At 32.7% G+C, this 25777-nt stretch carries 16 protein-coding genes; 7 read left to right on the plus strand and 9 right to left on the minus strand.

All coding sequences use genetic code 11. The features are described from left to right. Positions 1-528 precede the first annotated feature (528 nt). The 7 genes from AA81_RS01860 to AA81_RS14515 form a co-directional block, all read right to left on the minus strand. Complete coding sequence (locus AA81_RS01860) at positions 529-1947, minus strand: MFS transporter (protein ID WP_103897999.1); 1419 nt, start codon at positions 1945-1947, stop codon at positions 529-531. Between the two features lie 46 nt (positions 1948-1993). Further along, positions 1994-5452, minus strand: a complete 3459-nt coding sequence (locus AA81_RS01865; protein WP_103898000.1) for a DEAD/DEAH box helicase — start codon at positions 5450-5452, stop codon at positions 1994-1996. Positions 5453-5539: 87 nt separating this feature from the next. Next, positions 5540-6544, minus strand: a complete 1005-nt coding sequence (locus AA81_RS01870; RefSeq protein ID WP_103898001.1) for an ABC transporter ATP-binding protein — start codon at positions 6542-6544, stop codon at positions 5540-5542. Positions 6545-6654: 110 nt separating this feature from the next. Continuing rightward, positions 6655-9591 (minus strand): DEAD/DEAH box helicase family protein, encoded by a 2937-nt coding sequence (locus AA81_RS01875; RefSeq protein WP_103898002.1) that lies wholly within the window; start codon positions 9589-9591, stop codon positions 6655-6657. Positions 9592-9593: 2 nt separating this feature from the next. Continuing rightward, positions 9594-9857, minus strand: a complete 264-nt coding sequence (locus AA81_RS01880) for a hypothetical protein (protein ID WP_169999579.1) — start codon at positions 9855-9857, stop codon at positions 9594-9596. Further along, the gene (locus AA81_RS01885; protein WP_103898004.1) at positions 9802-12039 is read right to left on the minus strand and encodes a site-specific DNA-methyltransferase; all 2238 of its coding nucleotides are present in this window, start codon (positions 12037-12039) and stop codon (positions 9802-9804) included. Before AA81_RS01885 ends, AA81_RS01880 begins: the two co-directional genes overlap by 56 nt. Before the next feature lie 231 nt (positions 12040-12270). After that, positions 12271-13161 carry an RpnC/YadD family protein gene (locus tag AA81_RS14515; RefSeq protein ID WP_103898005.1) on the minus strand — a complete coding sequence of 297 codons (891 nt, stop codon included), beginning with the start codon at positions 13159-13161 and terminating at the stop codon, positions 12271-12273. A gap of 269 nt (positions 13162-13430) precedes the next feature. Between AA81_RS14515 and era the strand changes: the two genes are divergently transcribed. Further along, positions 13431-14351, plus strand: coding sequence for a GTPase Era (gene era / locus AA81_RS01895; protein WP_103898006.1), 921 nt, complete (start codon positions 13431-13433; stop codon positions 14349-14351). 21 nt (positions 14352-14372) lie between these two features. Here the strand turns inward: era and AA81_RS01900 are convergent, their stop codons facing one another. Further along, positions 14373-14960, minus strand: coding sequence for an ANTAR domain-containing response regulator (locus AA81_RS01900; protein WP_103898007.1), 588 nt, complete (start codon positions 14958-14960; stop codon positions 14373-14375). A gap of 19 nt (positions 14961-14979) precedes the next feature. Then, complete coding sequence (locus AA81_RS01905; protein WP_103898008.1) at positions 14980-16848, minus strand: ATP-binding cassette domain-containing protein; 1869 nt, start codon at positions 16846-16848, stop codon at positions 14980-14982. A gap of 338 nt (positions 16849-17186) precedes the next feature. On the opposite strand from AA81_RS01905, the gene AA81_RS01910 reads away from it, so the two are divergent. The 6 genes from AA81_RS01910 to AA81_RS01935 all read left to right on the plus strand — a co-directional run bounded on the left by AA81_RS01910 (position 17187) and on the right by AA81_RS01935 (position 25747). Then, on the plus strand, positions 17187-18206 hold the full coding sequence (locus tag AA81_RS01910) for a sugar-binding protein (protein ID WP_103898009.1): 1020 nt from the start codon (positions 17187-17189) through the stop codon (positions 18204-18206). A 101-nt stretch (positions 18207-18307) separates the two neighbouring features. Further along, positions 18308-19255: an ABC transporter permease gene (locus AA81_RS01915; RefSeq protein WP_211292626.1), complete on the plus strand. Its 948-nt coding sequence runs from the start codon at positions 18308-18310 to the stop codon at positions 19253-19255. After that, entirely contained in the window at positions 19252-20748 is a 1497-nt protein-coding gene (locus tag AA81_RS01920; RefSeq protein ID WP_103898010.1) for a sugar ABC transporter ATP-binding protein, read from the plus strand. Before AA81_RS01915 ends, AA81_RS01920 begins: the two co-directional genes overlap by 4 nt. Positions 20749-20763: 15 nt before the next feature. Next, positions 20764-23085, plus strand: a complete 2322-nt coding sequence (locus AA81_RS01925) for a methyl-accepting chemotaxis protein (protein ID WP_103898011.1) — start codon at positions 20764-20766, stop codon at positions 23083-23085. Positions 23086-23546: 461 nt separating this feature from the next. Continuing rightward, positions 23547-24185, plus strand: coding sequence for an L-ribulose-5-phosphate 4-epimerase (locus AA81_RS01930; RefSeq protein WP_103898012.1), 639 nt, complete (start codon positions 23547-23549; stop codon positions 24183-24185). 29 nt (positions 24186-24214) lie between these two features. Then, positions 24215-25747, plus strand: coding sequence for an FGGY-family carbohydrate kinase (locus AA81_RS01935; RefSeq protein ID WP_103898013.1), 1533 nt, complete (start codon positions 24215-24217; stop codon positions 25745-25747). The last annotated feature ends 30 nt before the right edge of the window (positions 25748-25777 follow it).

Genomic DNA, 25777 nt, shown 5'->3' on the forward strand with positions numbered 1-25777 from the left:
TTTTTTGAAATCCACATATATGTTGATTGTATTTCCTTGTTGCTCTATCTTTTCTATGTACCATGGATCTGTTATATTCAGTATCTGTTCGAAGAATTTGGGTAACTCTTTTCTCATCTGGCATCACTCCTTGTGTATTTTTGTGTTTTCTTACATGATACCAGATTATTTAATCATTTGTTCATGTTTCATTTTTTCTACCCACACTTTTTGGAAGAGAACCGAAAGAGCCATTACCCGCTCCTCAATATATCAATACTTACTAAGGTTTTCTCTTCTTCTCCACCTTATCGCTTTTATTAACTTTAAGTCTTAAGCCTAGTTTCACTGTTTCATTGTTTTACAACTTATGTGGTTTAGAAACTTTCAAATTAATTATATATTAAAATTTTTATATTGTCAAAATCAATTATAACCAATTACAACTAATTACAGTCATTTATCACCGATTAGAGACATTTATCTAGTAAATACTTAAATTTTCTTTCTTTTTATAATTTATAAACAATGGCTCTAACTTTTTTTACTTTAAATCAATTCTTTTTTCAATTCAGTTATTTCTTTTTCTAATTCCTCTTTTATTGTTTTATTTGCTCTTTTCGCTTCTAGATATTCTCTTAATTTTTCATGCCTTTTTGAATTTAAAGGATATCTAACTGCTGCAATTATTCCTAAAACCAATAAAATTATTGGGACGAAAGAAATTATAAATCTCAACGCAAACAAAAAGCTCTCAGGCTGAGGCTGTTCTACACCGTTTATTGGGTTAACAAATCCTGCTAATCCTAATGAAAAGGTAACTCCTGCAACAGCCAAGCCAGATGCTACTTTCCTGACAAACGTCATCAGGCCACTCAAAGTACCCTCTTCTCTTTTACCAAATTTTAACTCAGCAACATCGGTAACATCCCCAAATATAGTATGAGGCATAACTGCGACTGCCGAAACCCCTGCACCTATTATTGCAGCCATTAAAATTATGTGGAACATAGTTACATCAGGAGGCAACGTAAAAAGAATGAATCCCGCAACACACCATACTAATGCGCCTAAAATATAAGAGATATTTTTGGAAGTCTTTTTAGCAACAAAGGCATAAAATGGGATAAAAACAATTTCAGTTATGAAAAGAGCACCTAAAGCTATGGGAAGTAAGCCTTCATTTCCAATATAATATTTAGTATAATAGGCAAAAATGGTTGAAACTACATCTATCGATAAGTAAGCTAGAAGATACATAGCGATAAGGAGTCGAAAGCTTTTGATTTTAAAAGGTTCAAAAAACATATTGAAAAAGTTGAAAGTACTTTTTTCTTTAGAGAATTCTTTTCTTTCTTTGGTGAACAGAAAAACACCAATCCACGGGATTGAAAAGATTAAGCCAAACGTTATTGCCATCACTATATACCCTGTTCTGATATCAAAAAAAGCATTCACAATTAACATTGGAAGCACTGCGCAAACCAAACCCGCACCTATCGAAAAGGCAAGTCTATATGAATTTAAAGAAGTCCTTTCATTGTAATCTAACGTTAATTCGGCTCCTAAGGCAGTATAAGGAGTCATAACCATAGTAAATACAGTTGTAAAAGCTATATATGCCATTAGTGCGTAAATGAATTTACCAAATTGATTAGGAAAACTTGCTGGATACCAAAGAATGAAAAAAGATATAAAGATCAAAAAGGTTCCTGCCAACAAGTAAGGTCTTCTTCTGCCAAATTTAGTTCTTGTATTATCTGTAATGAATCCCATTAAAGGATCTGTAACAGCATCCCAAATCCTACCAATTAAAAGAATGGGAGCAATATACTGCATCTTCAGACCAATGACATCGGTAAGGAAAATAGCGTAGAAAAAATTTATTATATTGAAAGCACCGCCACCAAAAATATCCCCCGACGCATAGAATAACTTAGTTTTCAAAGGTAGTTTTTCACTATTCATTTTTTCCATCTCCTTTATGGAAGTAATAAGAAAATAATTTTAAACCTTAATTACCTAATTTAAATAAGTTCTTTATCTCCTGGTTAGACAACTCAGTTATCCAGCTTTCTCCTGTTTTTATAATATTTTCAGATAATTCTTTCTTTTTTTCTAGCATCTCATTTATTTTCTCTTCAAAAGTTTCTAAAGTGATGAATCTGTGAACTATCACGTCTTTTGTTTGACCAATCCTGAAAGTTCTATCGGTTGCCTGACTTTCCACTGCCGGGTTCCACCACAGGTCGTAATGTATGACGTGGTTTGCCGCCGTTAAATTTAATCCCGTACCCCCAGCTTTTAAAGATAGGATCATAATTGGGTATCTATGCTTTGTTTGAAAGTCGTTTATCATTTCATCTCTCTTTTTCCTGTTGAGCCCTCCATGGAAAAATAGAGGTTCTATCTTAATATTGTCTGTCAGTATCTTCGTTAATATATCTCCCATCTCTTTGTATTGAGTGAAAAGTACCACTTTTTCGTTGTTGTCTAAAATATTTTGAAGTAGGTCCAATAATTTCTCAGTTTTACCAGAATCATCTGGTAAAGGAATTCCTTTTTTAGTGTAGTTAACAGGATGATTGCAGATCTGTTTGAGTGATGTCAACATTTTAAGTATTAATCCTTTTCTTTGGATGCCATCAGCTTCCATCTTTTCCAACTCTTCCTCTACGTGTTCAACAACCTCTTTATAAAGTGCAATTTGTGAAGGTTTTAAGTATACATATTCGTCGTATGTGAACTTTTCCGGAAGGTCTTTTATGATATTTTTATCAGTTTTAATTCTTCTTATCAAAAACGGGTTTATCAAACTTTGTAATCTTTTGGTTGCCGTTGTATCCCCGTATTTTTCAATAGGTTTTGCGAAGGTTTCTACAAAACGATTTTTTCCACCCAAATATCCAGACATAAGGAAATCGTATAAGCTCCATAATTCAGTTAATCTGTTTTCTATGGGAGTCCCTGTCATTGCGATCCTCTTTGGAGCGCGGAGGGCTTTTACCGCTTTGGTTTGTTGGGCATCCGAATTTTTTATGTTTTGCGCTTCGTCTATAACAACCATTGAAAATTCTTTTTTCGTTAGAAATTCAACCTCGTTTCTCACTACACTGTAAGTTGTTATAATTACATCTGAATTATCCTCAAACTTTCTATCGCTTCCATGGTAAATACTTACATTCAAAGTAGGTGCAAATTTTTTACACTCCTTGTACCAATTCCCAACAAGCGTCGTTGGGCATACCACTAAAACAGGATTTTCTAAGGCTTTTTCTTCCTTCATTTTGAGAATTACTGATATAACTTGGACCGTCTTACCCAACCCCATATCATCCGCTATACAAACGTTGAAACCTTTTTCTAAGTTCGTGTACAACCACCTGAATCCAGTTTTTTGATAATGCCTCAACTCCGCATTAAGATTTTTTGGCAACCTTACCGGAGAAACTTTCCTCAATTCTTCTAAAAACTTTTGAAGGTTGTTATCTAATATCACGGGAAGACCGTTCATCTCTTGTGAAAGTATAACTTTCAAAGTTTCAAAGTCTGAGGTTAAGTTTATATTCTTGACCTTTTCCATAATAGACTCAAACTCGTTGGCACCCAAAAACACGTAATTTTCTTTTATCTTAACTATCCCTTTTGATTTTTTTGCCAACTTTTCAAACTCTTCAAGTGAAATTTCTGAATCGCCTATTAGTACAGTGTAATTGAATCGTATGAGCTTGGACAAAGATAAAAAGGATACATGGTTGTCTGTAGAGTTTGCTTTTAAAACGAGTTTTGGTCTTGAAACCTTTTGAAGTCCTTTTGGAGCTAGTATTTCAACGTTCAGGAGTTTCAATATGGGCATAGCATTTATCATTATTTCAGATAATTGTTCCGTATTGACCATTATTTTAGAACTTTTCTTCTTTAAAAACTCCCCAAAAAATTCTGCGTATTTCGCAATAGTTACAATCTCTTTCAAGACCTCTGACTTTCCATCTTCTTGGCTTTCAAAGAAAGTTTTTATATCTTGGTAAGTATCAAAAGGCTCATCTTTTCTGTAGATATCGAGTGATAGGTTGAAAAACAACTCTCCCATATCCTCTATACTAATAACTAATTGATACTTGCTTTGCCTCAAGAGTAAAGGTTCAAGATAGTTCTTTATACTTTCGTAGGTTCTTTTTTCTTCAAACTTTTGGGCGGTGTAAACTTTAGATTCAAAGAACACATCGGTTATTTTATTCTTCACTTCCGATTTGTAATACTTTTTGATGAGATATTTGAGGTACTGGGATACAAGGTATTCAACAATCTTGTTCCTTTTCATGTACTGCCCTTTTTCGTTGATTATTAGATCCACGGGGACGATAGAACTCAAATAATTAACGTAATCTCTTACATAATCGTTAAAGTAAACAGGTGAGTAATCGATAACAAAATCTTCTTCATTTATCTTTTGTGGAGTGGGGATAAATGCCTTCATATCTATAAGCTTGTATACGAAAGAAACCAATCTTTTTAAAAATAGTGATGCTTCACTGTCCTCATCGGTTTCCACAAGAGGTATCGATCCAAATAAATCAAATAAATCTTCGTAATGCACCGTAAAATAGTCCTTTTCTTTTTTACATTCTAATTTTTCTAACGGTTCACCTTCTAAAATTATATATGGAGTAATGGGAGAATAAATAAATTTTATCTCTGTCTCCTTGAAATATGGGTTAAACTCTTCATCTACCCTTCCATCTTCTTCGTTTATTGCTTTCGATAACTGATTGTACATTCTCAACAGAAGGTTTTTAAAATTCTTTCCATCGTAAAAATAGGCTTCATCAGGTAGTAGGTTTATAACCTTTTCTATCTCATATTTTTCATACGAAGGATCTGGTTGTTCCATCGGTTTGGTAGGTTCTTCCTTTTTATCTGTAAATATAGAATCAGAAGTTTTTTCTGTCTCTTTAGCGATTTCTATCAAATCTTTCTTTTTCATGCCGTGCATTTCGAAGATCAAAAAAGGGTCTTTGTCTATCTCATCGGCTATAATATAATAAACGGCTGCCAAATGTTTACAAGGATTTGCCCAATCGGGACATGAACAATGTGCGTTTATCTCATTCCAACTTTTTGGGAACAACTTTATTCCCATATTTTTGGTGATATCTAAAAGTTCTTCTGGAAGGTTTCCACCAATTAACATCGCAGAAAGGTCTAATCTTTCATTTAGTACCTTTTTGATTTTTTCTTTCTCTTCTTCCGTAAATGAAGGTAAAGCGATTTTTTCTCTATAGGGATTTGGCCTCGTACCTTGAACCCTTGCTGATATTACAGAGTTTTTTTGAATTTTAATCTCCAAAACCGCCCCTTTTTTTGCGTAACTTCTACCGCGTGGCAACCTGTTAGTATCCCTGTCGATATTTTCTAAGGCCTCTACCCATTTTTTGCCCCACCAACTTTTTCCAAAAACGTATTTTCCACCCATTTTTCTTTTTTCTGCCTTCCTTCGTAATTACTTTTTAAGAAGGGATTTTGGAGAGCAACCTCCAAAATCCCTTGGTTTAGATTATGATCAATAATATTTAGGATTAGTTGGGATAAAATTAAACTTCTCAGGTACATTTTTATGTACCAAGAGTCTGATCGGTTTTCCATGGAAATCGCATTCTACCAAATTATGAGAAGAGTCGTAGATATAACTTTCTATCGTCTGAACTTCGAATCCTTCGTCTTTAATAACTATTTCTTCTGGTCTAAAACACAATTTGTAACTGCCATCTAATTTATCCACTTTTAATTTATTTAATACGTTACCACCTTTGATTTCAACGTCTATTGTGTTCAATCCTAATCTGGAAGTAAGTTCCATAACTTTTAAGTTTGATGGGTTCTGGTAAACGTGGAAGGTTTCTCCAAATTGCAGAAGTTCTCCATCATCCAGTATAGCAAGATAATCACTCACTGACAAAGCATCTTCAGGATCACTGAAAACTGCGATCGTTGTTTTACCTAACTCTTTTATAAATCTTTTGAGCAAAGCTCTCATTTCTACGTGAAGCTTTCTATCCAACTGACTTAGCGGTTCATCAAGGAGCAACAATCTGCAATCGTGTAATTTTTCTCTCCCAAAGGCGATCAACTGCTTCATGCCTTCAGGCAATTCATCGGGCTTTATTTCTAAATAATTTGGTAAACCATCTAACTCTTCTGCCGCTTTTATCGCTATCTCATACACTTCTTTTTTCTTTTTCCCACCAATGTACAAAGGGAAACCTAAATTCAATTTCGTATCTAAATGAGGAAAAATTGCATAGTTTTGAAAGACAAACCCGACTTTCCTGTCTCTTGGAGAATACTTTTCTATCCTTTCATCTTCAAAGATAATTGCTCCAGACTCAGTTTTATTCAAACCCGCAAGGGTTCTTAATAGTACCGTCTTACCCGAACCTGAAGGTCCTAAAATAGCTAAAACTTTTCCACCTGGTGATTCAAAAGAGATATTTTTTAGCCTGAATCCACCAACTTGGGAATTTAGATTTTCTACCTTTAAAGAAAGATCATTGGTTACTTCGACCATTTTTTCACCTCCTTTGCCAGATAATAGAGCAAAGATTGAGGTTACTTTTTCACTGAAATTATACCATATTTAATTTAGGATTAATGTGAAGGCAAAACAGCGAAATAATTTTAAATTAAAGAATTCAACATGTTTTCAATATCATCAAACCAGTATTTCTTATACTCTGAAAGCACTTTAGCAGGATCTTCTGGTTTCATTAATAGTTTTATTTTCACATTGAATTCGTTATATTCGAAAACTTTCTCTTTGTCATTTTCTTCAAATAACTTTTTATACCAATCGATTTTTCTATAAGCGCTTGAATGCTCAGTTCCCTTTGGATCTACAAAAAGAATATAATAGTCATTTCTTCTTTTTAGCCAAAAAATAAAATCAGGATAAAATCTACTCATTTTATTTATGTTGGGATTATAATATGGAATATAGATTTCATCTAAACTTTCATCTAATTTACTAAAAAACCACCAATCAAATTCTTCGAACTTGTTGTCTTCTCTTTTTAAATAATTTTCAAGATCGCTTATAAACTTTAATTCACTTGGTACTTTTATAATATGGTTTATATACTTTATTTTTTCATCTTCAGATAGTATGAGTGGAACGTAATAATGATTAGGAACATACTTTATTTTGATTCGTTGACCCCCACTTTCAAATTCTTCCTCTTCACTTATGCTTTTTACTTTCTTTAAATATTCTTCCAGTGGTATTTTCCCATATTGTTCTTCTACTTCTTTCATAAACTTCGTAGAGTTTTTAACTTTTTCAATCTTATTTTGTATCTCGTAAATATTTTTCAAATACACTCTGATTTCCTTAAAATGTTTTATTTCTTCATCTAATTCTTTGAGGCCCTGAAAGTCTTTCGGAGCAAGGTTAAGATAATTAAAAAACCTTTGAACAAGCAAATCTACATTTTTAATGGTTTTCTCTTTGATATTAAAATTGCTTCGCTCTTTTAGACTTCCTCTCAAAAATTTTATTTTCTTTGGTTCCGTTTCGTATCTCATTAGAAACACTCTATCATCGGTAATAAATTCACCTAATTTAGATAATAACTCAAGATCTTCCGAAGAAATTTCAAATTTTATCTGTTCTTTCCTTTCTAAAATAGGCACTTTTGATTGTTTGTAGATTGGTACAAGTAAATCTTTCTTTTTGATTTTGTCATTTTCAAAAAGTGTAAGCTGATTCTCGCCATCTTTTTTTCTTTCTTGTTCTAACTCTTGAACAACTGTTTCTAAAGCTTTTCTATTCGTTCCAAAGATAAATAGAATCTCTATTGGTAAAACTTTGTTTTTAATTGCGTCGAACACTTCTTGATCAATTTCTTTGGCATTGTATAGCTGCAATATTCTTTTCCTCTTATTTCTTATGGGTTCTATTCTCACACCTCTACCAATTGATTGAAGAATAAATTTCTTTGCACTCTTATCAGTTCCTATGTTTATAAAATTAATTACATTAGGTCTGTTGGAATCCCAACCTTCGTAAAAACTTCGAGATCCCATAAGAATGCTAATATCAGATTCTTCCTTATTCAGATTTTCAAAATAACTTTCACCTTCGTATCTCTCTTGAAATTCATATCCTACTAACTCACTTTTTAACCATTCAGATATATTTCCTATTTTTATTAATGCAAACGGCGTATCACTTGTTTTCAATTTAAAGGCTAACTCTTGGTTATTGGACTGTCTAATTATTATTTCAATTTCCCCATGAACGGTTGAATTAAATACATATTTTAATATTTCTTCTTTTGTTATACTCTTTAGTGTGGACTCTTCTATCTTTATTTTTTGGTCTTTTTCAAACATACAGGGTGGTTCTTTGCGTAACTCTTCCCAAAGCTCCTCAATAGCCACTTTTAGAATCTCAAGATCGATTTCACCGACCGCTACTTTTTCAAGTTCTCTAAAAAATAATTTAAGATCTGCATCTTTAATATTAACAGAATTAACCAGAGTTAAAAGTAATGGTTTATGGTATAAATCAGCTTGGATACGGGTAATTTCTTCATAAAACTTTTTCACATAAGTTAGAAGAATCAATGATTTCAAAACTATCTTTTGTTTTTCTTCCTTGTTGTAATCTTCTTTATCGTTTTTAAATACCCTTATCTCTTGTTTTAAAATGCTCAAATGCTTACCATATCCTGCGTTTATGAAACTTGAAAGATTAAATTCATAAGCACATGTAACTATATCTCTTGGATCTATGAACGTTGCTGAAGAATTAAACAAAAATCCATTTCTTGACATAATAGAATAAATATGTTGCCTTTTGGAATCTTCTTTATCTCCTTTATGAGCTTCGTCTAAAAAGATGTACCATTTCCCATCATTATCATAGTTTTTGAAATCTATAATCTTATCTTTTTGCTCGTCACTTAAATTATCAGATCTGTAATAAAAAATGCTTGTCCCGAATAATTTAGGATCTCGCTTTATTTCAGAGTATTCTTTTAACTCATGCAAATATATGTTATTTTCGTTAGATCTATTAAATTCATCCACATGCTTTTTAAGCTGCTCTATCAAATCGTCCCTATGGGTTAAAACGAGAATATCATGTGGAGGGATCTCCTTCCTGTTAATTAATTCTGATAAAATTTGAATTAGTTTTATGATAACAAGCGTTTTACCGCTTCCCGTGGCCATCCAAAAACTCATACGATTGATAAAGTTCTCATAAGAAAGCCTGTTATCATCTACTTGAGGGTAATATTCTGCTAAAAGCTTGTAGTTGCTTTTATTTGTCAATTTAAAATCAAAATCACTATCTAGGCCATTGTCTTTGTACCAATTAAAAAGCTTTTCTTTTCTTACTTTGTTCATCTCCAAACTTTCGTTATTTTGATAATCTACAAAATCCTCAAAATACTTCCATAATACCTTGATAGCATTTCTTACTGCATTTTGTTGATAATCCCAAAGAGTTTTGCTTTCTGAAAACCCTTCAAAATCAAAAGTATTCCACGTAACTGGTAAATCTTCAAATTGTATATTTTCTATCATATCTTGTAATAATGCTTCCAACATGTTCACCACCAAATCAGAGGTTTTATGAGTTTATAATCCAAGTCTTTTAAATTTATTTTCTCACCATCTTTAAATTCCACGTAGTCCGAGTGAATCTTCTTTATCCATTTGCCAGTTAAGTTAGATAATGTTTCTGCGATGTCTATATTTTTATATAGCTTAGATAAATCTACTTTTACCTTATTGTTTTCATAATCAATCTCAAGAGCTTCAATCATCTTTAAGTCTTTCATAAAAACATATTGATTGTACGGATCTTCTATCAAAGAGTGTTGAATCTTCATATTTTACTTTTCTTAAAGTATCTTCGTATTGTTCAAGCTCATAGTATTTAAAAAAGCCACCTGCATTATTTTGATTGTATTTCTCTTTTACATCTTTTTCTTTTGAAATACCAGATTTATCGTAAGCCAAAACTTTTTTCATTCTGGGTAAAACTACACTGTAAAAATGTTCTCCCATCTCAACACCAAGCCATTTTCTACCAAGTTTGTGGGAAACAGCTGTGGTTGTGCCACTTCCTAAAAAGTAGTCCATAATTAAATCATCTTCATTAGATGTGGATTCTATAACACGCTTAAGGAGGATTTCAGAGTTTTCAGTAGAAAAATCTGTCGAAAAAGAATATCCAGGTATGTCTGTCCAATTAGAATCTAATAATTCTGCTTCACTTGTTAAATATTGTGGCATCCCTTCTACCCTATTTCCTCTTAAATCTACATATTCTACATCTTCTTTTATTCTTATTCTCCCCGTATCAATCATTTTATCAATGGTATCTTGAATAAACGTCCAATGTCTTCCTTTAGGAGGATAAAGTAACTTACCAAATATAATTCTTTCAGGAGGCTTCCTTTCACCAGGAGAATGCATATTTAACCATTTTTGTTCCTTTTCTCTTTGTTTATACTGAGCACAAAACTTGAATTCATCTTCCTTTGTATAGAAAAACAAACTATCTGTAGCAATGTTATAACCTTTAACTCCTGTAAAAATTTTCTTTGTTCTATTTATTCCTATCTCATTCCTAAAATTCTCTTCCCCAAAAATTTCATTCATCAAAAGCCTAACAAACATATTCCCATTATAGTCACATCTGACAAAAATACTTCCTTTATTATTCAAAATATCCTTTGCTAACAGCAACCTATTTTCAAGCAACGTTATCCAACTGCTATCTTTATACTTCACCGAATAGAAATAATCTCCATCTTGCTCCTTATTAAATGGCGGATCAATGTATATAGTCTGTACTTTTTCTTTGAATTTAGGCAAAATTGTGTTTAGTGCTTGATAGTTTTCACTCTTTATAAGCCAGCCATCTAATGAATTATCTAAATTATCAAAAAGTTCTAAAAACTCAAGTTCTAAATCTTTGAAATATTTAGTGTCAATTGGGAGATGTTTATACTTCTCAGTTAATTGTTTTCCTGTTATACTGTTCTCTAAAATATTGTTTTTGTTAAACTCTTTATCTACAATCCCTAACTCTTTCCATTCTTTTACTTGTTCTTCAAATCCTTGATGGTTCATTATTTTTTCTATAATTTCTATATCTTTCTGGCCTATCCTATCCAAAGTTATCACATAGTTAGAATTTAAAACGAACTTTGGCTTGTTCCATATTTTTACTAACTCATCTTCAAATTGTGAAATAAAATCTATTATCTTAAACGCTATGTCTTTCAGTACTTGCAATTCTTTTATTCTTTCTTCTGTCCATTCACTCTCTCCAGAAAAAACGTACTGATATAACCAAATATTAAACTGTTCTTTCAAAAATTCTTTTGCATTCTTGTTTATAAAGTAATCTACTTCACTTTGTTTTTCAAAGACTCTGAAGGCTTTATTTAACTCCTCTTCAGTTGTTGTTATCCCTTCTTTTTTCAAGGACCTTAAAATATCATCGATCTTTGTTTTCTTTCCTCTTTCTGAGTATAATACATTGAAAAACATCATTCCATCTTTTCTTCCTTCTTTAAACTCGTATATTATTTCTCTTTTTTCATTCGCTTTTTTATACTCTAATGTCGAAACATCAAAATAATACTTGTGCTCGTCTATTTCTACTTCTAAATTTTTGAATAATCTATCTGTTTTAACATAATATAGCATGTGTGTTTTCCAGAATAAGATAACATCTTTATCGTCTGTATATACCTTTTCGTAGACATTTTGATGAAATGGTGTGTACCTGAAGTAGATTGAACCTGTTTCAGAGAAGTAGCGATTGAAAAATGTATAAAGTTTATCAAATAATTCTCCCCTGAACTTAGGAAATGGTTTTAAGGCATCATCTATATCCTTTTTAAGTTGTGGGAATACTCCCTTTTTGTAGTAATTTGATTTGATTCTCATTAAATTAATATATCCTGATTCTCCTTCTACCTTTGCCCCAACAAAAATGTCTTCCAATGCATCGAAAAATTTAATTTCTTCTTTAGTCATATTGCTCGCTCCTTTTAATTTTAACGGTAATTAACTTTACTATTCTAAGCATTTAACAGATTTCTTTTATGTTCTTTTTATAAATTATAACATTAAGCTATTTTATAATAAAAAATTATTAGTGAAATACTTTAAAAAAAGATATCACTCCTCATAAAAAAAGAGTGATATCTTCAACAATACAATTACAGTATAGATACTTCTGATGAGTAACGGATCATCCTATTACAACTATTTTAACAATTCTTTTAGTTCTTCTATTGTTATTTCTAACAAGTTATCCCCTATGTAATCTAGCGTTTTCTCATTGGCTTTTCTTATTTTCTCTTTTATCTCTTCAGTTAATTGGTTGCCAAGTCTTTTGCTTAATATTCTAATTGCAAATTCAATTTTGCCTTTTCTTTCACCTTCTCTTTTACCTTTTTCCACGCCTTCTTCAAATAATGAGGCTCCTATCTTTGTCATTCGTATCACCTCTTTCAGTTTGTTTAGGTACTCTTCCCTTACATAATTGTCTGAGAACCCTAATAACGATCCTATTACCGCTTCTTTTTTGTTTTCATCTGGTATCTCAATCGCTAACTCTAACGCCTCTTTTGTCACTTCTTCTTCGCTTTTTTCGTTTCTCATCAAGGGTAAGAATACTAAATCCATTAAGTCTTTATCCGTTAGTGGTTCTCCTTTTTCTATCTTTCCTTTTATTTCTTTGTACCTTTTTATTCCATCGTATTTTATCATGAATACTTGTAAAACTTTGTATTTATTTAAACCCATGTCCAATTCACTTTCTGCACTTTCGTATTTCCCTGAGTATATTACTACCGTGTTTATCTTTCTTCTTTCTTTTTGGTATAACGCTATGTCGTATTGTGCAAATCTTAGTAAGTCTGCTTTCTTCCACGTGGTTTGAAATTCTAAGTGTAACAGTGAGTTGTCTTCTAGTTCGAATACAAAATCCATGTTTCTGTCTGATACGTTTATTACCGGTAGTTCTGTTGGTTTTACTGAGATTATCTTTGGTAAGTTCAGTTCATAATATTTGAGGGTTTCATCTTTGAATAGTTCCGACATCTTTTTGAAGATAATGTCCTGACGGTTGCGAGTTATGTTGGTGCCTTTCATCAGCTCCCCCCTTTTGGTTACACGATAGTTTGTTGAACTAGTTATATTATACCATATGTTTTTGTTAACGCCCCTTCTCTCTGCAGCCCGCCTATAAAATTGGCAAGTATTTTCTCTGTTAATTTGATTATACCATTTATTTGTTTAACTATACTAATGATTGTAGAAATTTTGACAAATTGCCTTTTATTACTTGACTTTTACTTAATACTAAACTAGAATATAAATAATGAGTGTAATTTTATCAAATATAGTCTTTGGAGGAAAATATGGAAAATAACGGTTTTAAAAGTGGTTTCGTGGCCTTGGCTGGAAAGCCTAACGTAGGAAAATCAACATTGATAAACGCTTTGATGGGTCAAAAAGTGGTCATTGTTTCTGACAAACCACAAACTACAAGAAATAGAGTAAACTGCATTTTAACGGAAGATCATTATCAAATAGTTTTTGTCGACACACCAGGTATTCACAAGCCTATAAGAAGAATTGGGGAATACATGGTTAATATCGCAATTAACGCATTGAGAGGCGTTGACTTGATACTTTTTATGATAGATGCGAAGGATGGGATAAGAAGTTCAGATTTAAGAGTTGCCGAAATAGTTGACAAATCAAAAATTCCTACCATTCTTCTAGTCAACAAAGTCGATCTAATAAAAGACAAAGAAAAAATTAACTTGATGGCAGAGAAAATAAATAGTTCATGTTCAAACATACTTAAAACTTTTGAAATTTCAGCGTTAACGGGCAAAAATCTTTCTGAATTAAAACAAAGTATTATAGATTTATTACCCGAAGGTCCACAATACTACCCAGAAGATATGATCACCGATAAACCGTCAAGGTTCATCATTTCTGAGTTAATTCGGGAAAAAATCTTTCATTTAACAAAGGAAGAGATTCCTCATTCAAGCGGTGTAGTTATAGAAGAACTGAAAGAAAGAGAGAATGGCGTTTTGTACGTAAGAGCAGAAATTTATGTTGAAAAGAAAAGTCAGAAACCTATTATAATAGGTAAAAACGGAAGTATGATTAAAAAGATCGGCCAATTGGCAAGACAAGACATCGAAGAACTTTTTGAAAGAAAAGTCTACCTCGATCTTTACGTAAAGGTTCGTGACAAATGGAGAGACAATGAAAATATTTTAAATAACATTATGGAATACAAAGTAGAAGAAATAAAAGATTGAAAATAGACTGCTGTGTGCAACTTAATCAATTCTAAAAGCCTTGTCAGCTTCTATAATCTCTTTCGCTATATCAACTAACTTTTTGTTGGAATTTCTACTCTTTTTTTGCAAAAATTTCATAGATTCTTCTTCATTCAATCGTAATCTTTCCATAATGATACCTTTGGCTTTTTCTATTAATTTCCTTGATTCCAAAGTTTCTTTGGTTACTTCTAATTCATTTTTTAAACTCTTAATATCCTCAAATCTAGAAAGAGCGATTTCAATTTCGGCTTTCAAATCTGATTCATCTATTGGCTTTATTAGATATCCCAATACTCCCAGATTTTTTGCTCTATCGATCAATTCTTCATCATCGTAACCGCTTACAATTAATGTAGGAATAAAAACCTTCTCACTTATCCTTCTTAATGCCTCCAAACCATCCATAACAGGTAGATTGATATCAGCTATAATCAAATCAGGCTTTTTTTCTAAAGCTAATTTGACCAACTCTTTACCGTTTGTAGCTTCTCCTATTACTTTACATCCTAAATTTTCTAAGTTGCTTTTTAACCCCATTAAAATTAGGTATTCATCCTCGGCGATCAGTACCTTCAAGTCCTTCATTGTTTTACCCCCAACATCTTTAAATTTTCTCCATTTCTTCGATGGAAATATTCTTACTAATCTGTTTTACTGGGATCCTAATTCGTACTTTGGCACCATTAGCACTTTCTACATATATCTCCCCATTTAGCTGTTTGGTAACTATAGAATATACAATCGATAGACCAAGCCCCTGAGTATTTTGAATATCGAAATTTTGCGGGAAACCTACTCCGTTATCTGAAATCACTAGTTTTATTGATTCATTATCGAATTTTGAAATAATAGTAATCTCACCATTTTCTTTACCAACAAAAGCATACTTTAGACTGTTAGTAACCAGCTCATTCACCACCAAAGCTATCGCAGAGGCCTTGCTATATGAAACGAAAATATCGTCCAATTCAAAGTTAAATTTAGTCTCTTCTCTTGTACTGCTCATAAATTTGACTATCTTAGTTATCATCTCTTTGAGATTGATAATACTTCTACCCAATTTATCTTTTGACAACAAATCATGGACTGCGGCTATACTTTTTATCTTCGACATTAAATCATCGAGCATCTCTATTACATCTTTTCTCGAATCTTTTTTATTGGACATCTTATACAAAGACATCAAACTAATTATGGACTGGAGATTATTCTTGATTCGATGATGACTCTCTTGTAACAATACAGAACTTCCAACTAACCTTGTGTCATGAATTGCTAACGCAGCTTGATGAGCTATAGTTTCTAAATACTTTATCTCTTCTTCAGAATATATATATACTTCTTTGTAATAAATATGGATTATGCCACTCAACCTTGATCTTATGTACAAAGGAACACATATAAAACTATTAATATCTTTGTTGATTTTAAAGAATTTTTCGAATCCTCTATCTCTTTTTGAAAAATAATAAACTTTTTCATCGCCGATTAAATTTAAGATTTCTGATTCATTCGGTTCAACTTCCACGTTTTTATTTCGTTTGTAAAAAGCTTTGTCTATTATTGCGTTTGTGTCCTCATCCATCAGAGATATTCCACATGCCTCTGCTTTCATCGCCTTTGCAGCATTTTTTGCAAGCAGTTTCATAAGATCATCTAGCTCATACTCTGATGTTAAGTATTCTGCAGCTTCAAAGACCGATTCAATTAGTTGGCTTTCTTCAGGATTTACATTATTGTCATCAGAGTTAATTCCCATAATTTTATTTATCAATTTTTTAGGATTATTTTTGACCTCTTGAGAATCCAGAATTTCCGTGATCTCACCTTCATTCAATATTGCGATCTTGTCAGCGATTCTCAAGGCATCTTCCCATTGTTTAGTTATGTAGATTACACTTTTACCTTCTTTTTTGTGTGTTCTTATCATATTGTGAAGATTCATCAATGAACTTAAAGAAATATTCTCAGCTGGTTCGTATAGAATCAGAACATCTGGATTAACAGAAAAAGCCCTCACAAAAGCCAAATTTTTCTTTTCTTCTAACGTGAGGTCCCCTACTTTCATCTCTGGTGATAAGTTCAAATTATACTTTTTTAAAATTTCCTCCACTATTCTCTGAGTTTTTCTTTTAAAATAAAAAATCGATTGGTTCTTCTTATATGAAGTATCTAAAAACAAATTTTCTGAAACAGAGAGATTCTCTAATAACCTAGGTTTTTGATTAATAATTTCAATCTTATTTTTCTTTAGATCATACAGTCTGAAAGGGATAAGTTGCCCCATATGAAACAATTTTCCCTCTACAGGTAACTTACCAATTAATCCATTGATAATGGCATTCTTACCTGAGCCTTCTTGACCAACAATGGTTATAACTTCCCCTTTTTGTACTTCTAAGGAGAAATTTTTTAAAAGTTCTGCGTCTTGATCTTTTACACGAAAATCCTGAATTTCAAACAGATTTGACATAACAATTACCTCTAAAATCAAAAAATCTTTATTAGTTAATTTTACCAAATTTATATAAATTAAGAAAATCTAAGATTTTTTAACTTAATCAAAAATAAATGACTTAGAACAACTCTAATTGGATGTAATCACCCCTAATCGATGTTGACATAAAAATGAAAATATGATTAAATGTTTTCAGAAAGTCATCCTCAAGGGTGGGACGACAATATTCAGTAAAAAATTTAATAACAGGTCATGAATGCCTTAGTATATTGAAAAATATATAGTGAGGCATTTTTTGTTTGATAGGTACCTATAGTCACTTTGTAACAACAAAATTTACAGGAGGTGTTTTTATGAAACGTTTTTTGGTAGTTTTAGTATTGTTAGTGAGTTTATTTGCTTTTTCTGAAACCTTTTTACTCTCACCAAAGTCTATGAACAACCCTTATTGGTTCGCAGTAGAAAACGGTATGAAAGATGCAGCAAAAGCCTTAGGAGTTGAAGCAATATTTGATGCTCCTATAGAAGCTGATGCAGCAGAACAAGCCCAAAAGATACAAACCTATATTATTCGCGGTGTGGATGGTATTGGGATATCTCCAAATGATCCAGAAGCTATTAAATTTGTCATTCAACAAGCTTTGAACAGGGATATTCCAGTAGTAACTTTTGATTCTGATTCACCAGATAGTGGTAGATATGTATATTTGGGAACTAACAATTACAATGCAGGATATGCTGCTGGTGAACTTATGGGACAACTTATCGACCAATACAAACCTGATAAAACTACTTTGAATTTTGCTATTTTAACAGGGGGGTTGGCAGCAGTTAATTTGAACGAAAGAATCGCGGGATTCAAAGATGCCATGGAAGAATACTCCCAAAAAACAGGAAAAGAAATAGTTTATGTTGCAGATCCTTTCCCATGTAACGACGATACCGCTGTAGCTGTTCAAGTTTTAACAGATGTTACCAGACGTTATCCGAATTTAGATGGTTGGTTCACTTCTGGAGGATGGCACTTGTTTGCTCCAGTGGATACGGTTGTTAAAGCCTTAGGAGGAATAGAAAAGGCAGAATCACTCTTAACTGTTGGTTTTGACACTTTGCCACCAGAATTGGAACTCGTAAAAGCAGGCGCCTGGAAGGGTCTGGTTGGTCAAAGGCCATATGACATGGGATATTTATCTTTAGCTGTTTTATACAATATGTCGAAATTGGGTGTAGACAAAACACTACAATTATTACCAAAAGTAACAAATGAAGACGGTTCAGTCGATTACATTATAGACACGGGAGTCGATATTGTAACCTCAGAAAATGTTGATGAATTCTTTGAATTTGCCAACAAAGTTTACACCAAAAGATAAAATAAACTTTCTTAAGCGATGGGAGCTTATTTTTCCCATCGCTTTTGATTAATAAAAATTTTAAAAAGTATCTAAGCATTTATAAAAGGGAGGAAAAAGAATTGGAGACATTGAAAAAGATTTTTGCTATAAGAGAATTCACTATATTCTTGGTTTTAATTGCTCTGATGCTTTTCTTGGGAATAACTGCACCAGGGTTTTTATCGGTTGATAACCTCTTCAGTATCATTTTAAATGTGACGTTCATTGGGGTTATGGCTTGCGGTATGACAATGGTAATTATCACTGGTGGAATAGATCTTTCTGTTGGATCTATTTTAGGTTTATCTGGAGTTGTGATGGGGTTACTAATGCACGATTTAGGTTTGAATCCTGTCCTGAGTATTTTGGTAGGCTTATTGGTTGGAATGGCTGCTGGCTTAACAAACGGACTTCTCATTACCAAAGTTAAAATTCCACCGTTTATAAGTACTCTCGGTATGCTCAGTATAGCAAGGGGTTTAGCATATGTATTAAGTGAAGGCTGGCCAATATCTCCCTTTCCAAAATCATTTACTTCACAAGGTCAAGGAATGGTCGGACCTGTTCCTGTCCCTGTATTATACTTTGCTGGAGTTGCCATTATAGCATATATATTTCTACGATACACTATCGTTGGAAGAAGAATATACGCAACTGGTGGTAATTTAGAAGCCTCAAAATTGGTTGGAATTAAAACTGATAGAATATTGATAATGGTTTATGTAATTAATGGATTGTTGGCAGCATTTGCTGGATTTTTAATGACAGCATGGTTGGGAGTAGCTCAAGCAAATGCCGGTCAAAGTTATGAACTAGATGTTATTGCCGCAACTGTTATAGGAGGCACAAGTCTACAAGGTGGAGAAGGAACCATCTTAGGGACCGTGATTGGCGCTATCATCATGGGTGTACTGAGAAACGGGTTAATACTTTTAGGTGTGTCTTCTTTCTGGCAACAAGTTGTAATCGGTGCAGTAATAATCATCGCCGTAGCCTTCGATCAACTTAGAGGGGGGAAAGAAGGATGAACCCTGTCTTAAAAGTAGTTGATATTTCTAAAGAATTCCCTGGAGTAAAAGCTTTAGATCAAGTAAGTATTGACTTTTATCCTGGGGAAGTTCATGCCATTGTGGGAGAAAACGGTGCAGGAAAGTCCACATTGATGAAAATTATAGCAGGAGTTTATAAACAAAACGCAGGCAAAATAATTTTTAAGGGCAAAGAAAGATATTGGAAACTTCCTTCAGAAGCTATTGAAGAAGGAATTGTTACTATCTTTCAAGAATTGTCAGTCATGGATAATTTATCCGTTTCAGAAAATCTGTTTTTAGGATCTGAACCAAAAAGAGGACCTTTTCTTAACTTTGGTAAACTATACAAATCTGCAAAAGAGTTCTTAAAGGAGTTCGATCTCAACATAAATCCTAATGATAAGTTAAAAAAATTCACGATTGGCGTTCAACAAATGATTGAGATTGCAAGGGCTACTTACAAAGAATCTAAAGTTATTATAATGGATGAACCTACGTCTTCTCTCTCGCAGAATGAGGTTGAGAAATTATTTGAAGTTATAAGAAATTTGAAACAAAAAGGTGTGTCAATTATATTTGTTTCCCATAGGTTAGAAGAGATATTCGAAATAGCTGATAAAGTTTCTGTTTTAAGGGATGGAAGATTAGTTGAAACAAATAATATATCTGATCTTAATCGAGATAAAATTGTTGAAATGATGGTTGGAAGAAAAGTAGAAAATTTTTACATTAAAAAAGAACACGAAATTGGTAAAACGATCATGAAAGTTGAAAATCTTAGTGGCGAAGGATTCGAAGATGTTTCATTTGAGGTTAATGAGGGAGAAGTTTTAGGCTTTTCCGGCTTGATAGGTGCAGGAAGATCAGAAATCATGGAAACTATAATTGGTTTAAGAAAAAAGAAATCGGGAAAAATCTATGTTGACAACAAAGAAGTGACAATAAATAACCCACTTGATGCTATGAAGTTGGGCATTGGTATGGTACCAGAAGATAGAAAAAGAAAAGGATTGATTTTGATTCATTCTGTCAAAGATAACATATCTCTTCCTAGTTTAGATAAATTGAAGAGATTTCGAATATTTGTGAATGAAAAAGCGGAAAAAGATTTGAGTAAATGGGCAATAGATTCCTTTAACATAAAAACTCCTTCTCCTACAAGAAGAGTAAAATACTTATCAGGGGGAAATCAACAGAAAGTTGTAGTAGCAAAATGGATAGCCTTAAAACCCAAAATCCTAATACTAGATGAACCAACTCGAGGAATAGATGTGGGAGCTAAAGCGGAAATATATGAATTGATATCTGAACTAGCACTACAAGGAATGGCTATTATCATGATATCTTCAGAATTACCAGAGGTTTTACAAATAAGCGACAGAATAGCTGTTATGGCTTATGGACATCTTACGGGGATCCTTAACTCTAAAGAAGCTTCGCAAGAAAAAGTTATGAAGTTGGCTACTCAAAAAGAAAAAGTATACGCATAATGGGAGCTGGAAAAAATGAAAATTAGTACAAGAATCGTCTCTGGCTACATTATAGTCATTGCTGCTTTAATCTTAATATTAGGTGTTGTAAAATTTACCATTTCCAATTTAGAAAAACAAGGTAATGAAACTGTCATTTCGGCTGAGAATATGATCTCCAATCTGGAATCTTTCCAAGATTTTTTTCAAGGTTTTTATAATACTACCCAAGCAAATATAGCACTCATATCATCAGGATATTTATCTGACATAAATCAAGTTAAAAGTGCTCAAGAAGACTTCAATGTCTTTCTAAGTGAAGGGAAAAAACTACTTTTGCAAGAAGAAGACTTTTCTCAAGATTTTTTAGTAAAAAGTTCTACTTTATTCCAAAATATTGAAGATTTGAATCAACAAGCTTCTTCTAAAATTACAATCCTAATTCAAAAAAACCAAGAAATTAGCGATCTTAGTAAGAAACTTTCTAGCAATGAAGCAAATATCCAGCAAATTGAAAATCAAATAAATGACTTGCTAACTTACAATGAAAGCAAATTAGAGGATGAAATTAATAAGATAAAATCCCTTCAGGAAGAAATTCCAGATTTGTACGACTTCGAAGGTAATGAAAAAATTAAACAAGAGACAGAAAGCTCCTTAAATTTAGATGGTATAGGTATTTGGGGGTTGGAAAAATTTTGGAATAAGGATCTATTACCTAATTTTTCAAAGCTGGAAGGAACCATTAACATATTAAAATTGACCGCAAGAGAGATCCTCATACAAAATACAATATCCCAAGAGCTTACACTCTCCCTAAATGACGCTGTTGAAGAGATACAGAAAGTTCTAAACTTCGTATTTGATGGTGGTTATTTTGTCATGAATCCTGTTGAGGCTGTTCTTATTGGTAAAACTGTTGATGCATACCAAAAAAACGTTAATAACTATGCGCAACTTAGGTCAGAAAGAGATGATCTAAGAAAGGAATACACTTCATTGACAAATCAATTATCAGAAAGTCAAAATGAAATCCAAAAGATGAATGGGGAACTAAGTAAGTTATTTAGTATCGAACTTATTCCTTTGATAGAAACTTTTTCTAATTTAGTTGAAAGCGAAATGACTGAAATTCAAAAATCAGCTAATTCAAACGCACAAATAATTTCTGCTAACGCTCAAAAAGTTCTTAAAAACGTAAACTCTGTTTTCAATACGACTTTAATTACTACCCTCATTGTAATAGGTATAATTATTTTCATCACTTATCTTCTTAATCATTCAATATCTGGAACTCTAAAAATCACCAACAAATTGGCTAACAGTATTTTGAATAAAGACTTAGCACAAATTCCACCTTTTTCAAAAAAGAAAGACGAAATTGTTCAAGTTCATAACGCTTTTATTAATGTAGCTGATTCTTTAAAAAATATGCTAAACCAGCTTAAATCTTCTTCCAATATTCTAAAACAAAATGCTGAAAATACTTCTTCTGTAGTTGAAGAATATTCAGCAGTGAGTGAAGAAATTTCAGGGGAAGTAAATACCTATAGCGACAGTTTAATTGAATCAGTAAATAAATTAAGAAACATTACTTCTTCCTTGAATGAAGTTAAAGATAACTCTGAAAAACTAGGGTATCAAGCAGAAAATTCTGTAACAGAAGCAGAGAAATTTAAATTAGAAATAAACGAAGACATAAAAAATATTCTTCAAATTGCCGAAGAAAACAAAAATATTACTAACGATGTGGAAAATAATATTAATGATATGCAAAAGCTTTTGAATGTAACAAAAGAAGTTAGTTCTTTTGCTGAAAACATCAGATCGATAGCAGAACAAACCAATCTTTTATCTTTAAATGCAGCAATAGAAGCAGCTAGAGCGGGAGAAGCTGGAAAGGGATTTGCGGTAGTTGCGGAGGAAGTAAGAAAACTCGCTGAAAGCTCTGAAAAAATGGCTTCAGATGTACAAAACGCTATCTTAAAAATGGAAAAAACTGTAAGCTCAGTAGCTGAATCAACTTCCAACACAGGGAAAAAGGTTGAAGATAACGCAGATAAAATTGAAGAATTAAGTTTAAGAATAAAAAAGATACAAGAAAATATCGACAAAACTGTAAATACTATTGTAGCATTAAAAGATTTCATTGAAAGTGAAAACAAATTGGTGATTGAAGTAAGCAACAATACAACCGAAATCTCTGAGCAATTTGAAGAAACTTCTAAAGGCATTTTAACCTTCAAAGAAAATTTGGGAGAAGTTGCAAAGGCTATGGAAAACCTCACAGAAGAATCACAAAAACTTTTGGACCTTTCAGAATCTATAAATTCGTTAGTTAAAGAATATCGACTTTAATTTATGATCTTTTCCCTTTGACATCTTTTATTATTCCCATAGATCACAGACTTGTCATAGGAAATCTAACAATAGAAAGTATAATGAGATTGTACAAGAGATGAAGGTAAAGTTAATCTTTTATAAGATGCATAAACAATTTTGAACCATATAATCAACTTCAAACCCTGGTTAGAATTTTTTCTAACCGGGGTTTTATTTTTTTACATTTTTTTCAAAAATTGAGAATTAAGTTGTTAATCCAATTTTATTGCCTCTAAATAAACGAGATTAACTGTAATTGCGAATAATCGTATTTTGTTTTCAAGAAATATAGATATATAATTAGTATGTACAAATTTAAATCTAACTGAGAATAATATATACATGTTGTAATATTTTTATCATACAAGTTAACTCTAAAAATCTTATTTGTAGCAGTTTTGAAACATAAATTTTTATAACAAAGAGGAGAGTGGAGAATGTACGAAGAATTGAAAAAAGAACTATACAAAGCCCACATGAATCTTGAAAAATACAGATTAGTTGCTTACACCAGTGGAAATGTCAGTGTAAAAGTGAACAATCACGTAATAATCAAACCTTCTGGAATACCATATGATGAGTTAAAAGCCGAAGATATGGTTGTTCTGGACATGGAAGGAAACACCGTAGAAGGCAAACTAAAACCATCTGTTGATTCTGCTACCCACCTTTACCTTTATAAAAACTTACCTGATGTGGGGAGTATTATTCATACTCATTCACCTTACGCTTCTGCTTTTGCGTTGCTATCACAACCAATACCTGTTTACAGTACTGCACATGCTGATGTTTTTGGCGTGCAAGTACCTGTTTCAAACTATGCACCGGTAGGCTCTGAGGCGATCGGCAAAGCTGTGATTGAGGTTGTTAATCAAGCAAAAGCAGTTCTTTTAAGTAAACACGGGGTAATAGTCATGGGAAAAGATATCAAGGAGGCTATAAGAAAAGCAATTTTCTTGGAAGAGGTTGCACAAACAGCCTATCTTGCTAGGACTATTGGAAATCCAGAACCTCTGGATGAACAAGAAGCAAAACGACTATATGAATTTCATCATAGTAACTACGGTCAAAAATGATGAAATAAAGAGTTTAAGGAGGGCAACGTATGTACTTAATAGGTACGGATATAGGAACTACTGGAACAAAAACTGTCATTTTAGATGAAAAAGGAAATCTACTCTCAAAAGCAAGCAAGACTTATAAAGTAAACACACCAAAGGCTTCATGGGCAGAACAAGATGCAGATGTATGGGTAGATGCCTTCATTCAAAGCTTAAAAGAAAGCGTAGAAAAGGCTAATATAAACCCTTCTGAGATAGCGGGAGTATCTTTAAGTGGATTATACGGTGGTGCTGGTGTACCTGTAGATAAAGATATGAACCCTCTGTATCCCTGCCTTATTTGGATGGATCGAAGGGCATCAAAAGAAACTCAATGGGTTAAAGAGAATGTATCACAAGATAAACTGTTTGAAATAACAGGAAATTATGTTGATTCTTATTTTGGTTTCACCAAGATAATGTGGATAAAAAATAACTTACCTGATGTGTGGAAAAACACGTATAAATTCGTTAGCCCTAAAGATTACGTTATATATAAGCTTACTGGAGAACTTTCAACTGATTACAGCTCAGCAGGAAATTTAGGTGGGGTTTTTGATATCAGGACAAAAAATTGGTCCGAAGAAATGGGAAAGATTCTAGGAATCCCCATTGATAAACTACCAGAAAAAATACTAAGATCAAAAGATATTGCAGGTTATTTAAATAAGGATATGGCAGAACTTACTGGATTAAAAGAAGGCACTCCTATAATCTCCGGAGGAATAGATGCACCAATGGCACAATTGAGTGCTGGGGTATTGAACGAAGGAGAACATGTCTTTATGGCAGGGACTTCCACATGTTGGGGTACTCTGTTGTACGATAAAAAACCAAGCACTCCTCAATTGGTAAATTACCCTTACGTTGTCGATGAAGATCATTTACTATACACATTTGGTGGAAGTGCCACAACCGGTGCGTTAGTAAATTGGTTTATAGATGAATTTGGTCAAATGGAAAAAACTTTTGGTGAGCAATCTGGCTATTCTCCTTATGAACTTTTAGAAATGAAAGCAAAAAAAGTACCTTTGGGAAGCGAAGGCCTCTTAGCATTACCATATTTCATGGGAGAACGATCCCCTATATGGGACCCTGATGCAAGAGGAGTTATTTTTGGAATCACTTTGTATCACAAAAAACCACATATTTATAGGGCTCTCATGGAATCCGCTGCTTTCTCTCTAAGGCATAACATGCAAACCGCAAAAGAATCAGGCATAAAACTAAATCCAGATTGTTGGATAGTAGGGGGAGTAGCAAATTCTGACCTTTGGACTAAGATCTTTGCTGATGTAACAGGTTATAACATGATCAAATTATCCGACAACATTGAAGCACCTTTGGGAGATGCGTTCCTCGTTGGACTTGGCACCGGGATATTCATAAAACCTGAGGAAATTAAAAATTGGATAAAGATAGAAACAACCGTAAACACAAATAAAGACAATTTCGATAAATACGAAGAGTATTACAAATTGTTTTTAGAACTATATAACAATACTAAAGAAATAATGCATAAAATTGCCAAATTATAACTTACTAAACAAAATAATCTTTGGAGGTGC

The sequence above is a fragment of the Petrotoga halophila DSM 16923 genome (assembly GCF_002924615.1).

What these genes read in the sequence shown, in the direction of transcription:
- AA81_RS01930 (WP_103898012.1), top strand. Translation starts at nt 23,547, where the DNA reads ATGTACGAAGAATTGAAAAAAGAACTATACAAAGCCCACATGAATCTT.
- AA81_RS01905 (WP_103898008.1), bottom strand. Translation starts at nt 16,848, where the DNA reads ATGTCAAATCTGTTTGAAATTCAGGATTTTCGTGTAAAAGATCAAGAC.
- AA81_RS01875 (WP_103898002.1), bottom strand. Translation starts at nt 9,591, where the DNA reads ATGTTGGAAGCATTATTACAAGATATGATAGAAAATATACAATTTGAA.
- AA81_RS01925 (WP_103898011.1), top strand. Translation starts at nt 20,764, where the DNA reads ATGAAAATTAGTACAAGAATCGTCTCTGGCTACATTATAGTCATTGCT.
- AA81_RS01885 (WP_103898004.1), bottom strand. Translation starts at nt 12,039, where the DNA reads ATGACTAAAGAAGAAATTAAATTTTTCGATGCATTGGAAGACATTTTT.
- AA81_RS14515 (WP_103898005.1), bottom strand. Translation starts at nt 13,161, where the DNA reads ATGAAAGGCACCAACATAACTCGCAACCGTCAGGACATTATCTTCAAA.
- AA81_RS01865 (WP_103898000.1), bottom strand. Translation starts at nt 5,452, where the DNA reads ATGGGTGGAAAATACGTTTTTGGAAAAAGTTGGTGGGGCAAAAAATGG.
- AA81_RS01935 (WP_103898013.1), top strand. Translation starts at nt 24,215, where the DNA reads ATGTACTTAATAGGTACGGATATAGGAACTACTGGAACAAAAACTGTC.
- AA81_RS01870 (WP_103898001.1), bottom strand. Translation starts at nt 6,544, where the DNA reads ATGGTCGAAGTAACCAATGATCTTTCTTTAAAGGTAGAAAATCTAAAT.
- era (WP_103898006.1), top strand. Translation starts at nt 13,431, where the DNA reads ATGGAAAATAACGGTTTTAAAAGTGGTTTCGTGGCCTTGGCTGGAAAG.
- AA81_RS01910 (WP_103898009.1), top strand. Translation starts at nt 17,187, where the DNA reads ATGAAACGTTTTTTGGTAGTTTTAGTATTGTTAGTGAGTTTATTTGCT.
- AA81_RS01860 (WP_103897999.1), bottom strand. Translation starts at nt 1,947, where the DNA reads ATGAATAGTGAAAAACTACCTTTGAAAACTAAGTTATTCTATGCGTCG.
- AA81_RS01920 (WP_103898010.1), top strand. Translation starts at nt 19,252, where the DNA reads ATGAACCCTGTCTTAAAAGTAGTTGATATTTCTAAAGAATTCCCTGGA.
- AA81_RS01900 (WP_103898007.1), bottom strand. Translation starts at nt 14,960, where the DNA reads ATGAAGGACTTGAAGGTACTGATCGCCGAGGATGAATACCTAATTTTA.